The sequence below is a fragment of the Stenotrophomonas sp. STEN083 genome (assembly GCF_056759195.1).
Map to the genome: position 1 here is coordinate 105742 of NZ_JBRRCU010000001.1, position 12618 is coordinate 118359.

A 12618-nucleotide genomic window follows, 5' to 3' on the forward strand; every position below is an offset into this window, starting at 1 on the left:
CATGGGCAGCCTGCCACGCATTCTCCCCATCACCGTCATCGATTCGCAGACACCGGTGCCGGCCGAGGCCGGCCACCATCACGGCGCCGATGACGGCCCGCGCAGCCTCGGCCAACCGGCGCCGTGCAGTCTGTACGTGCAGGACACCGCGATCAGCGAGGCTGATATCGCCCGCGAGATGCAATACCACCGGGCAATGCGCCCGGAGCAGTCACGTGCCGATGCGGCACGTGCACTGGTGGTACGCGAGCTGCTGCGATTGGAAGCCGAGCGGCGTGGACTGACCGACGCCCCCGGCGTCGGCCAGGAGACCAGCGAAGAAGCACGCATCCAGCAACTGATCGAACAGACGCTGGTAGACCGCGTGCCCAGCGAGGACGACTGTCAACGTTACTTCGCGCAGAACCCCGAGCGCTTCCGCTCACCGGACCGCATCCGTGTACGCCACATCCTGCTGGCGGCACCGGCCGACGATATCGCCGGCCGGCTGAAGGCGCGCACCCAGGCCGAGAAGCTGATCGCCGAACTGCTGGAACAGCCGCATCTGTTTGCCGATCTGGCCGCGCGTCACTCGCAATGCCCGTCCAGCAGCGAAGGCGGCGATCTGGGCTGGCTGCAACGCGGCCAGACCACGCCCGAGTTCGACCGCCAGGTATTCCGCCTGCGGCAGGGCTTGGCGGGGTTTCCGGTGGAATCGCGCTGGGGCTACCACGTGGTCAACATCGATGTGCTGGAAGCCGGTGTAGCACTCAGCTACGAACAGGTGCAGCCGCAGATCAGCGATTACCTCGAACTGCAGGTGCGCCAGCGCGACGTGCAGCAGTTCCTGCTGGAGCTGCGTGAGCGTTACCCGGTACGCGGGCTGGAAGATATCGAAGCACAGGCTGAGTAAGACGCAATCCCCCAGGAGCGGCAATGAGCCAGAATCTACAGAACATCAGCAACAGCGAACAACAACGTGCGCTATGGCTGAGCACCTTCGCCTTCACCGTGTGTTTCGCGGTGTGGATGATCTTCGCCATCATCGGCATCCAGATCAGCGAGCAGCTGGGCTTGAACGACACCCAGTTCGGCCTGCTGATCGCTACCCCGGTGTTGACCGGCTCGGTGATCCGCGTCTTCCTCGGCATCTGGTCCGACCAGTTCGGTGGCCGCAAGGTGATGACCCTGGTGATGCTGTGCGGCGCGGTCGCGACCTGGCTGCTGACCTATGCGCAGACCTACCCGCAGTTCCTGTTGGCCGCACTGTTCGTCGGCATCGCCGGCGGCAACTTCTCGGTCGGCGTCACCTATGTGTCCAAGTGGTTCCCTGCGGAGAAGCAGGGCACCGCGTTGGGCATCTTCGGTGCCGGCAATATCGGTTCGGCGGTAACCAAGCTGCTGGCGCCGCTGGTGATGGTGGCCTCGGGCTGGATGATGGTGGCCAAGCTGTGGGCGGTCGCGCTGGCGGTCACCGCCATCCTGTTCTATCTGTTCAGCAAGGAAGATCCCTCGCTGGAAGATCGTCGTCGCAGTGGCGTCAAGCCGATGTCCTTCGCCGAGCAGATGGCACCGCTGAAGAACCTGCAGGTGTGGCGCTTCTCGCTGTATTACTTCTTCGTGTTCGGTGGCTTCGTCGCGCTGGCCTTGTGGCTGCCGCACTATCTGGTTGGTGCCTACGGCATGGATGTGGGTACGGCCGGCGTGCTTGCAGCGTGTTACTCGATCCCGGCCAGCCTGTTCCGGGTGGTGGGCGGCTGGCTGTCGGACCGCATCGGTGCGCGCCGGGTGATGTACTGGACGCTGGGTGTGTCGTCGATCTGTACCTTCATCCTGGCCTATCCGGATACCCGCTACATAGTGCAAGGCATACACGGCGAGATCAGCTTCCATCTGGCGATCAGCGTGACCCTGTTCACCGTGCTGGTATTCGTACTCGGCTTCTTCATGTCGCTTGGCAAGGCTGCGGTCTACAAGCACATCCCGGTCTATTACCCGCAGCATGTGGGCTCGGTGGGTGGCGTGGTCGGCATGATCGGCGGCCTCGGCGGCTTCATCCTGCCGATCGTTTTCGGCGCGCTCAATGATGCGCTGGGCATCTGGAGCAGCTGCTTCATGCTGCTGTTCGTGCTGGTCAGCATCTCCCTGGCCTGGATGCATTTCGCCATCCGTCGGATGGAGCGTCGCAACTTCCCGCAGCTCGATCGCGAGACCGACCTGCCCGAAGCCATTGATGCCGGAGCAGCGGAGAAACAGCGCCGGGCTTGATCCAGATCAGTGAAAACCGGCGGTCGCTACGCGAGGATGCTTGCATGTCAGTAGAGACCGCCGGGATGGATGACGCCACATTGCATGTTGCACTGCTGCAGCAACCCGCGCACGTGCTGTTCCCGGCGCCGGCGGAGCTGAGCCCGGGCTTCGCCGAAGCCGGCTGGCGCGCAGCCATGCAGGCGAGCAACGAGCATCTGATTCCACGTGCGTTGACCCTGGGTTTCTGTGCGCCACCGCATGACCTGGAGCGCGCTGAGAACGTGCTGGATGCGCTGCTGGTGTGTCTGCGCCTGCATGCGAACATGCTGGCCAGCGACCGCGAAGTGGCGGCCATGGTGCTGCAGCCGGGCATCGTCGAGCATCTGCCGCCCGCCCTGCTGGGGCGCTTGCTGGATGCGGTGCCGGAGCAGCTGTGCACCATTGCCCGGCCGCAGGTGGAAGTGCGTCTGGATGCGGCCAGCGATGTCGCACCGGCTTCCCTGCGCGAGGTCGGCTGCACCCGGATGACGGTGATCGACCATGCCGGCGTCGACGGCCCGGCAATGCTGGCACAAGCCCAGCAGGCCGGGTTCACCGCGTGTTATTACCAGCTGCGCGTGCCGTGCTACGCCGACGTGTCGTTCCTGCAGCGGCTGCAGCGGGTAGTGGAGCTGGCGCCCGAACGCATCATCCTGCCGTCGCCCGCGCTGCTGCCCGAGTATCCGCTGCCGGCGGACTGGCTGCAGGCATGGCGGCTGCTGCGTGCGGCCGGCTACCTGCCGCTGGGCGGCGACCACTACCAGCGGCCGGACCTGCCAATGCCGCTGCGCAACGGCGACGGTCAGCGTCATTGCGACCTGCTCGGGGTGCCGCGCCGCGAACGCCACGACCTGCTCGGCATTGGTGTGGGCGCCTGCAGCCAGATCGGCGATGTCATCTGCCGCATCGAGCCGGAGCCGCGTAACTGGCGCGCCTGCCTGGTGGTTGGCCAACCTGGCATATCCTCCGGGCTTATTCTTTCCGAGCATGAACGTATGACCGATGAGGTGGTGCAGAGCCTGGCCTGCGATCACGCGTTGGACATGCGCGCCTTCGAATGGCGCAACGCACAGCCATTCGACGCCTGTTTCGAGCACGCTTGGGAGCGCGTCGGTATGTTCATCGAACGCGGCTGGCTGCGTCGTGACGGCGACATGCTGTTGATCCAGAATGAAGGTGAGCTGCTGTGGCGTATGATCGCAGCGTGCTTCCGCCCCTTGGCCGCTGTAGCTTGAAAACGGAATGACGTCACCTACACCCCCACCGCGCGGCCCCTTGGGAACCGCGACGCCGAATCCAGCCGCTGCCGGCGACGGTGACGCGCTGCATTTCTGTACGACCTGTGCGTTTTCCGATGCCTGCAGCTCGCAGGGCTACGACAAGACCGCGCTGAATGAGCTGCACGTGATGGTCGATCACGTTGGGCCGTACCATGCCGGGGATTACATCTTCCGCGCGGGCGAGCCCTTCGATTCCATCGCTGCGGTGCGCGCCGGCATGGTCAAGACCTTTGTCGATGACAGCCTGGGCAACGAGCAGGTGCTGGGCTTTGCCTTGCCCGGCGAAGTGATCGGCTTGAACGCCATCCACGGCTCGCGTTATCCCTGCAATGCGGTGGCGTTGGATACCGTGCATCTGTGCCGTATCTCGTTTCCGCGTATCAGCATGCTGGCCAGCCGCATGCCCGGCCTGCAGGCCAAGCTGTTCAGCCTGCTCAGTGCCGAGATCGGCAAGGCGGCGCTGCTGGCTGCCAATTACCGTACCGAGGAACGCATGGCCGCGTTCCTGCTGGATATCTCCAACCGCTACGCGCGGCGCGGTTTCTCGGCACACCGCTTCAACTTGACCATGACCCGCACCGAGATCGCCAACTACCTGCGCATGGCACCGGAAACCGCCAGCCGGGTGCTGCGGCGCTTGAGCGATGAACAAGTCATCGCGGTGAAGCAGCGCGAGATCATCCTGCTGCAACCGGAGCGTCTGGCGTTGATGGCGGCCACCGATGACGCAAGCGAATGATGCCCAACCGAGGATGCGTGCATGAACAAACTGTGGGCGTTGTTGTTGCTGGCTGCCACGCTGCCGGCAAGCGCTGCTGAACTGACGGTCTCGGCGGCTTCCAGCCTGACTGAAAGCTTTCGCGAGATTTCCGCTGCGTATGAGAAGGCCAACCCGGGCACGAAGGTTGATCTGAACTTCGCCGCATCGGGGACGCTGCTGCAGCAGATCGCGCGCGGCGCGCCGGTCGATGTGCTGGCCTCGGCCGACCAGACCACGATGGCGCAGGCCAACACCGAAGGACTGATTGATCCAACGACCCTGCACGTGTTCGCGCAGAACAGCCTGTGGGTGGTGGTGCCGCCGCAGGCCAGCAACAAGCCGACCACGTTGGCGGCGCTGGCCAAGGCAGATGTGAAGCGCGTCGCCATCGGCAACCCCGACAGCGTGCCGGTCGGTCGCTATGCACGCGGCGCGCTGCAGCAGGCCGGTCTGTGGCCGGCGGTGCAGGCCAAAATGATCAGTACCCAGAATGTGCGGCAGTCACTGGACTATGTAGCGCGCGGTGAAGTGGATGCCGGCTTTGTCTACGCCACCGACGCACAGGCGATGAGCGAGCGCGTGCAGCGCGCCTTCCAGGTGCCGGTTGCCGGTGGTATCAGTTATCCGCTGGCAATGGTGAAGACCAGCCGCAATGCCGCCGAGGCCAAGCGCTTCATTGCCTTCGTGCGCTCGGCGCCGGGCCAGGCGATTCTGCACAGGCACGGATTCGGCAGCCCTTGATGGTGGATCTGGACTGGAGCGCGCTGTGGTTGTCGCTGAAGGTGGCCGGCTGGGCGACCGCGATCAACCTCGTGCTCGGTGTCGGATTTGGTGCCTTGCTGGCACGGCGACGCTTTCCCGGCCGTGAGTTACTGGACACGATATTCACCCTGCCGATGGTGTTGCCGCCGACGGTGCTGGGCTATTACCTGCTGGTGCTGATCGGCAGCAAGGGGCCGCTTGGTGCATGGCTGGAGAGCAGCTTCGGCATCAATCTTGTGTTTACCTGGCAGGCGGCGGTGATCGCTGCCGCGGTGGCCTCGTTCCCGCTGGTATTCAAGCCGGCGCGTGCTGCGTTCGAGGATGTGGATGGACAGCTGGAACAGGCGGCACGTACCTTGGGCGTGTCCGAACTGGCGCTGTTCTTCCGTGTGACCTTGCCGCTGGCATGGCGCGGCATTCTTGCCGGCCTGTTGCTGGCGTTTGCCCGCGCGATGGGCGAGTTCGGCGCCACCATCATGGTCGCCGGCAGCATTCCCGGGCGTACCCAGACCTTGTCCATCGCCATCTACGAGGCGGTGCAAGCCGGTAACGATGGCCGCGCAAACGCCTTGGTGCTGCTGTCCTCGCTGGTCTGCATCAGCGTGCTGCTGCTCGCCGCGCGGTTGGTGGGACGGCGGCAGGAGGGGGCTCGCAATGTGGCTTGAACTGGATATCCGTCGCCAGCTGCAGGCGGCAGGCCAGCAGTTCCAATTGCATGCGGTGCTGCGCTGCACGCAGCCCAATGTTGTGTTGTTCGGCCCGTCCGGCGCGGGCAAGAGTTTGACCTTGAAGGCGGTGGCCGGGCTGTTGCGGCCGGATGCCGGTGTGATCCGCATGCACGGGCAGGCGCTGTTCGATGCGGCGGCAGGTATCAACCTGTCACCGCAGCGGCGCCGCATCGGCTATATGTTCCAGGACTACGCCTTGTTCCCGCACCTGACGGTGCGGCAGAACGTTGGCTTCGGGCTGCAGCAAGGTTTGTTGAACCCGCCGCGTGGTCGCCGCATCGATGCGGTGGAACAGTGGCTGCAGGCTTTCCGCATCGATCACCTAGGTGACCTGCTGCCGGCGCAGATCTCCGGCGGCCAACGTCAGCGCACCGCCTTGGCACGGGCACTGGTGACCAAGCCGCAGGCGTTGCTGCTGGATGAGCCGTTCGCGGCGCTCGATCACGCCTTGCGTGCGCATCTGCGCCAGGAGCTTGAAACGGTGCTTGACCAGACCGGCATCCCGCTGTTGCTGATCAGCCATGATCCCGAAGATGTGGATATGTTCGGGCAGCAGGTCGTGCATCTGGCTGACGGTCGTGTGCAGGTCTGAGCGCAGCGCTCAGTCCGGTTTTCCATCCGCACGCTGGCGCCAGTAGATCCACCCCAACCGCAGCAACCACGGTGCAAACACCAATAGCCAGCCTACGGCGGCGACGGCATGCCAACGCCAGGGATCGTCCAGCAGCGGTGCGAGGATGCGCAGCACTGCGACCAGCTGCAGGCCGAGCAGGGCGATCCAGGCCACCACCGGCATCACCAGCGCCCGCCCGGAATGGCCTTGGGTTACGCGGGTGACCATCGCCACCAGCAGGCTGCCGAACAGGCCGATCGCCAAGGCATGCAGCGGCGCGCGTTCCAGCCAACCAGCATGGCCGCCGAGCGCGGCGATGTCCTGCAGCAGATACAGCAGGATCGCCAGCGGCCACCACGCCAGCCCGTAGAACAATACCGTCAGCAAGGCAGGCTTGGGACCGCGCGGCCACCAGCGCCACAGCGAGTACAGCGACAACAGCAGGAGCCCAGCATCGGCAAGCAGCGTTGCCAGTGCCAGCTGCAGGCTTTCACCGGCCAGATGCAGCAGACACAGCACCCACAGGATCGCCAGCCATTGCGGTGGCCGCCACGGCTGATAACCAGACACCACATTGCCGGCAAAGAACGGAAACATGCGGTGGGCAACGCTGGCGTAGATCGGCAGCAACAGCCCGAACGTGCCAACCGAAACGCTCAGTGCCTGCCAGCGGATATCCGCGCCTGCCGCCGCAGCGGCGAAGGCCAGCAGGCCGATCCAGCCCAAGAGCAATGCAGCCCAGCAGGACCATGCATGCCAGGTGCGGCCCTTCTCTTGCAACAGCAAGCGGCCGAGTACGACCAGGCCGAATGCCCAACCCAGCACCGCCAGCAACAGGGCCAGCCGCAACCCGGGTTGCCAACCGATGCTGGCGGTCAGCAGCGCGATCTGCGCACCGAACAGGCCGCCGCCAACGCCCGCGTACTGCCAACGCGGAAGTGCAGACAATCCCATCCAGCGCGGGAACACCGTCAGCAGGAAGCCGAAGATGAAACTGGGCAATACCAGGTATTGCATCCACAGCCCGTGCAGCCAGGCCGCCGGCAAGCCGGGTGCTGGCAGGGGTTTGCCCAGCTGCAATCCGCCCAGCCACAGCGCCCACCAGCCCATCGCCAGGCCGAGGTTGCAGACACCAACGAAGAACAGCAGCCGGTGCGGCGCGTTGAAGATGTGCAGGCGGGTGGGAGTGGTGTTCACGACGAAAGTATCCGTCTGCTGGAGGCCGCCTGTACTGATCAATGTCAACGTCGGTGACGGCAGGTGGAACCCCGGGCAGCGGTACCCAAAAATTCAAAATCGGTGCTGCAACGCAGCGTCGTCGTTCCGGCCAGCGTCGTCTGGGGTGTTATGCAGGCCAGCCTGCCCTGTTGCGTGCATCCAGTGTTTTATCCGTAGAGCGCGGGCATATCCCAATTCAGCGTCATGTGCGGGATCTGCCATATGAAATCCTTACGTCATAGTGCGCTTGACAGCGTTTTTTTCTCGGCTATATCTTTGCCGAACCGGGCACAACTGCATCAACGTCGATGCGGGTGTGCCAACCAGATTGAGTAGCAAGAGCAAATGGGCTCTCCCGGAATTCTCCGGGAGGGCCTTTTTTTGTCCGAAAAAAACCATCAGGAGAGGCAAATCATGCGTCATGGTGATATTTCCAGCAGTGATGACACGGTTGGCGTAGCGGTAGTCAACTACAAGATGCCGCGCCTGCACACGCGTGCAGAGGTATTGGTCAATGCCCAGAAGATCGCCGACATTGTTGTTGGCATGAAGCAGGGGCTGCCAGGCATGGACCTGGTGATCTTTCCGGAATACAGCCTGCAGGGAATCATGTACGACCCAGCCGAAATGATGGAAACCGCGGTTTCCGCACCGGGCGTGGAGACAGAGCTGCTTGCCAGCGCGTGCCGCAAGGCCAACACCTGGGGCGTGTTCTCGCTTACCGGTGAGCGCCACGAGGAACACCCGAACAAGACGCCTTACAACACCCTTGTGCTGATCAACAACAAGGGCGAGATCGTGCAGAAATACCGCAAGATCATTCCGTGGTGTCCGATCGAAGGCTGGTACCCAGGCGGCCAGACGTATGTCAGTGATGGCCCGAAGGGCATGAAGATCAGCATGATCATCTGCGACGACGGTAACTACCCGGAGATCTGGCGGGATTGCGCGATGAAGGGCGCCGAGCTGATCGTGCGTTGCCAGGGCTATATGTATCCAGCAAAAGAGCAGCAGGTCTTGATGGCCAAGGCGATGGCCTGGGCGAACAATAGCTACGTTGCGGTGGCCAACGCGGCAGGTTTCGATGGGGTCTATTCCTACTTCGGGCACTCCGCGATCATCGGCTTCGATGGTCGTACGCTGGGCGAGTGCGGCGAAGAGGAAATGGGCATCCAGTACGCGCAGCTGTCGGTATCGCAGATCCGCGATGCGCGTGCCAATGACCAATCGCAGAATCATCTGTTCAAGCTGCTGCACCGTGGCTACACCGGCTTGCAGAACTCAGGGGAGGGCGACAAGGGATTGGCGGATTGCCCGTTCGAGTTCTACAAGACCTGGGTCACCGATGCGGAGCAAGCCAGGGAGAATGTTGAAAAGATGACCCGTTCCACGGTAGGCGTGGCGCAATGCCCGGTTGGGCGTCTGCCTTACGAGGCAAAGGAAAAAGAGGCCTGAAACCAGCGGAAACAAGCGTTATGCGCTGTTGCCGGAATGCGGCCGGCAACAGCGCAGTTGCGCCTCGTCCTGCAACTGCACCAGGAGTGAAGCAATGCCGTTTCTAACCGATATGCTGGAGCAGACCCAGCGCAAGCGCGCGCTGGACAGCGTTCTTTCCGTCGAGAACAGGGCCCCGGACGGCCTTGTACAAGCGCATCTGTGCGCAAGCAGTTCGCTGGAGAGCCGGTATCGCTTCGATATCGGCGTCATCATGGCCAGCCTGCGCAGCGAGATCCTGGGCCAGGACGCAGCACTGCAGTCGGTCGAGGACATGCTCAAAGTGGTGCGTGCGGATATCACCGACCCACGTCGGCCGCTGTTCACCGCGTTGTTTCTTGGGCCAACCGGCGTTGGAAAGACCGAAATCGTACGGGCACTGGCACGCGCGCTGCACGGCGATGCTGACGCGTTCTGCAGGGTGGATATGAATACCTTGTCGCAGGAGCACTACGCCGCCGCGCTGAGCGGCGCACCCCCTGGCTACGTCGGCGCCAAGGAAGGAACCACGCTGCTGGACCAGGAAAAGCTGGAGGGTAGTGTTGGCCGTCCCGGAATCATGCTGTTCGACGAGCTGGAAAAGGCCAGTCCGCAGGTAGTGCAGACGCTGCTGAACGTGCTCGACAACGGGATGCTGACGGTGGCTTCCGGCGAGCGGACCTACAGTTTCCGCAATACCTTGATCTTCATGACCAGCAATCTTGCCGCACACGAAATACAGCGCTACGACCAGCGCCGTACAGGCTGGCGAGGTCTGATCCGTGGAGCGACGGCGGCGTCGCGCCAACGTGCCGTGGATGGTTTGGTGCGTGCCAGGCTGCTGAAGGCATTCGCACCTGAGTTCATCAACCGGATCGACAAGGTCATCACTTTCAATTGGATAGAGCAAGGTGTTGCCGAACAGTTGGTCGCGCTTGAGGTTAAACGGCTCAATCGACGCCTGCAGAAACATGGCTGCGCGTTGGAAGTGACGCCGCCGGTGCTGGCCAGGGTCATCGCCAAGGGCTTCGACAGGCAGTTTGGCGCGCGTGCGCTTCGGCGCAGCATGCGCCAGCATCTGGAGGTGCCGCTGGCCGGTTACCTTATCGATCACCATGCCCGGACAACGGCAACTGCGAACATCGTTTACCTGGCCGTGCTCGAGCACGGTGAGGTCCACTTTCTGCGCCGCTGAGCGACGCCAAACCGGGAGCAGTGCAGCATGGCAAAAAACAGCGACCAGCCAAGCTTGGGACTTCTGTTCTCCGAGACAGGCGTGACTGCCGATATCGAGCGCTCACAACGGCATGGTGCGCTGTTGGCGGTCGATCAGCTCAATCGGGAAGGTGGCGTCGAAGGGCGTGCCATCGAGGTGCTTTCGCGTGATCCGGGCGGGGATCCCGACCGCTACCGGCTATATGCGGAAGACCTCATCCGCAATCACGGGCTGCAGATGTTGGTGGGTTGCTACATGTCGCACACGCGCAAGGCGGTGATGCCGGTGGTGGAGCGCATGGATGCTCTGCTGTGCTTTCCAACGCCGTACGAAGGTTTCGAGTACTCGCCAAACATCATCTACGGCGGCCCAGCGCCCAACCAGAACAGCGCGCCATTGGCGGCGTACCTGATCCGCCATTACGGCGAACGGGTGGTATTCATAGGCTCGGACTACATCTATCCGCGTGAAAGCAATCATGTCATGCGCCATCTCTATCGGCAGCATGGTGGCAAGGTGCTGGAGGAGATCTATATCCCCCTGTACCCCTCCGACGAGGACCTTGCGCATGCGGTGGAACGCATCGTCAGGGCCAGGGCTGACGTGGTGTTTTCGACGGTCGTTGGTATCGGCACCGCAGCGCTGTACCGGGCCATGGCGCGACGCTACGGGGACGCGCCGCGGCCGCCCATCGCCAGCCTGACCACCAGTGAGGCCGAGGTGGCCAGGATGGGCGCGGATGTGGCGGAAGGGCACGTGGTGGTAGCGCCCTATTTCTCCGGCATTGATACGGCGGAGAATCGTGCCTTCGTGAGCGCTTGCCAGGCATCGTTTCCACCGGGGGTAAGCATCACCGCATGGGCCGAGGCGGCCTACACCCAGACGCTGATGCTCGGCCGCGCAATGCAGAAAGCAGGCAGCTGGCGGGTGGAAGACGTACAGCCGGAGCTGTACGGGCTAAGGATTTCGGCACCCCAGGGCGATGTATGGGTAGAGCCGCAGAACAATCACAGTCATCTTGCCGCACGCATTGCCGAGATAGACAGCAGCGGCATCTTCCAGGTCAAGTGGCAATCGCCGGAGCCGATCCGCCCGGACCCCTATGTTGTGGTTCACAACCTGGACGACTGGTCGACCAGCATGGGTGGGAGCGTGCCGGCATGAGTGCTTCCACCATCCTGGCAAGCTTGCGCGAGCTGCAGGTGATGGTGCTCAGCCCGCCATCTGAGGTGAGTGACACGCTGGTGTTGCAGCTGATCCGTATCGGCTGCTCGGTGCGTAACTGTTGGCCACCACCCAAGCGCTTCGATGTGGCGGTGGATGTCATTTTCACCGGCATCTTCCAGAACAGGCACCACGAGGACATCAGCGCGCTGATTGCCAGCGGTCAACCCAGCACCACCGTATTGGCCTTGGTTGAGTACGAGAGCCCGGCGGTGCTCTCGCAGATCATCGAACTGGAGTGTCATGGGGTGATCATCCTGCCATTGGATGCGCATCGAGTGCTGCCATCGCTGGTTTCCGCACGCCGAGTCAGTGGCGAGCTGCTGAAGCTCAAACAGAAAAATACCCAGCTGCAGGACAAGCTCGCCAGCCAAACCGACATCAATCGCGCCAAGGTGCTGCTGATGAGCCGCCATGGCTGGGAGGAAGGCCAGGCCCACGCATGGTTGTCGCAGGAAGCGATGAAGCACCGCGAGTCGATCCAGAAGATTGCACAAGATGTGGTGAAAGCAACGAAACCGGCGGAGCACCGCCCTGATGACAGCAGGAGTTGATCATGATGCTTGGGCTGATTCTTCTTTACGTGGGTGCGGTTCTGTTTGTAAACGGTGTGTGGTTGATGGACCGTATCAGTGGCAAGGAGGTGGCGGTCATCAATGGCCTGGTGGGCGGCCTGAGTTTACTGGTAGCGCTGTATACGATTTTCGTTGTCGCCGATGTAAAGAGCGGTGCCTTCACCTTGCTGTTTGCCTTTACCTATCTGTGGGTGGCGACCAACCAGTTGATGGGCAGCGACGGCAGGGGGCTGGGCTGGTTCTGCCTGTTTGTCAGCATCACGGCTGCCACCGAAGCGGCGCGGGCGTTTGCCGCCCTGGATGGCGTGTTCGGGCTATGGAATGCGATCAACTGGAGCGCATGGACGGCGCTTTGGTTCAGTTATTTTCTGCTGCTGGGCTTGGCCCGCAACATCCAGAAGCCAGTGGCCGGGTTTACCCTGTTGTGCGGGGTGTTCACTGGCTGGTTGCCGGGAGTGCTGATACTGGGCCAGGTGATCAAGCTCTGAGCGCTGGGCGCCG

The 12618-nt window shown here is 62.9% G+C and carries 13 protein-coding genes; 12 read left to right on the plus strand and 1 reads right to left on the minus strand.

Annotated elements, in window-relative coordinates; all coding sequences use genetic code 11:
- Window position 1: 1 nt before the first annotated feature.
- From ACVOK8_RS00455 to ACVOK8_RS00485, 7 genes are read left to right on the plus strand one after another with little or no spacing between them, the layout of a single operon-like run.
- The gene (locus ACVOK8_RS00455; protein WP_481565082.1) at window positions 2–892 is read left to right on the plus strand and encodes a peptidylprolyl isomerase; all 891 of its coding nucleotides are present in this window, start codon (window positions 2–4) and stop codon (window positions 890–892) included.
- A gap of 23 nt (window positions 893–915) precedes the next feature.
- Window positions 916–2247 (plus strand): MFS transporter, encoded by a 1332-nt coding sequence (locus tag ACVOK8_RS00460; protein ID WP_481565083.1) that lies wholly within the window; start codon window positions 916–918, stop codon window positions 2245–2247.
- 44 nt (window positions 2248–2291) lie between these two features.
- Window positions 2292–3503 (plus strand): oxygen-independent coproporphyrinogen III oxidase, encoded by a 1212-nt coding sequence (locus ACVOK8_RS00465; protein WP_481565084.1) that lies wholly within the window; start codon window positions 2292–2294, stop codon window positions 3501–3503.
- A 7-nt stretch (window positions 3504–3510) separates the two neighbouring features.
- On the plus strand, window positions 3511–4287 hold the full coding sequence (locus ACVOK8_RS00470; protein WP_481565085.1) for a helix-turn-helix domain-containing protein: 777 nt from the start codon (window positions 3511–3513) through the stop codon (window positions 4285–4287).
- A gap of 21 nt (window positions 4288–4308) precedes the next feature.
- Entirely contained in the window at window positions 4309–5049 is a 741-nt protein-coding gene (modA, locus tag ACVOK8_RS00475) for a molybdate ABC transporter substrate-binding protein (RefSeq protein ID WP_481565086.1), read from the plus strand.
- Window positions 5050–5051: 2 nt separating this feature from the next.
- Window positions 5052–5735 (plus strand): molybdate ABC transporter permease subunit, encoded by a 684-nt coding sequence (gene modB, locus ACVOK8_RS00480; protein ID WP_197606690.1) that lies wholly within the window; start codon window positions 5052–5054, stop codon window positions 5733–5735.
- On the plus strand, window positions 5725–6390 hold the full coding sequence (locus ACVOK8_RS00485; RefSeq protein ID WP_481565087.1) for a sulfate/molybdate ABC transporter ATP-binding protein: 666 nt from the start codon (window positions 5725–5727) through the stop codon (window positions 6388–6390). Before modB ends, ACVOK8_RS00485 begins: the two co-directional genes overlap by 11 nt.
- A gap of 9 nt (window positions 6391–6399) precedes the next feature.
- On the opposite strand, the gene ACVOK8_RS00490 is transcribed toward ACVOK8_RS00485, so the two are convergent.
- Window positions 6400–7608: an NnrS family protein gene (locus ACVOK8_RS00490; RefSeq protein ID WP_481565088.1), complete on the minus strand. Its 1209-nt coding sequence runs from the start codon at window positions 7606–7608 to the stop codon at window positions 6400–6402.
- Window positions 7609–8043: 435 nt separating this feature from the next.
- Here ACVOK8_RS00490 and ACVOK8_RS00495 point away from each other — a divergent pair, with 435 nt between their 5' ends.
- From ACVOK8_RS00495 to ACVOK8_RS00515, 5 genes are all read left to right on the plus strand, one after another.
- On the plus strand, window positions 8044–9084 hold the full coding sequence (locus ACVOK8_RS00495; protein ID WP_481565089.1) for an aliphatic amidase: 1041 nt from the start codon (window positions 8044–8046) through the stop codon (window positions 9082–9084).
- Between the two features lie 94 nt (window positions 9085–9178).
- Window positions 9179–10297: an AAA family ATPase gene (locus tag ACVOK8_RS00500; RefSeq protein ID WP_481565090.1), complete on the plus strand. Its 1119-nt coding sequence runs from the start codon at window positions 9179–9181 to the stop codon at window positions 10295–10297.
- A 27-nt stretch (window positions 10298–10324) separates the two neighbouring features.
- Entirely contained in the window at window positions 10325–11482 is a 1158-nt protein-coding gene (gene amiC, locus ACVOK8_RS00505; RefSeq protein WP_481565091.1) for an aliphatic amidase expression-regulating protein AmiC, read from the plus strand.
- Window positions 11479–12096: an ANTAR domain-containing response regulator gene (locus ACVOK8_RS00510; RefSeq protein WP_481565092.1), complete on the plus strand. Its 618-nt coding sequence runs from the start codon at window positions 11479–11481 to the stop codon at window positions 12094–12096. The genes amiC and ACVOK8_RS00510 overlap by 4 nt, the downstream gene beginning before the upstream one ends.
- A gap of 2 nt (window positions 12097–12098) precedes the next feature.
- Complete coding sequence (locus ACVOK8_RS00515; protein ID WP_481565093.1) at window positions 12099–12605, plus strand: AmiS/UreI family transporter; 507 nt, start codon at window positions 12099–12101, stop codon at window positions 12603–12605.
- The last annotated feature ends 13 nt before the right edge of the window (window positions 12606–12618 follow it).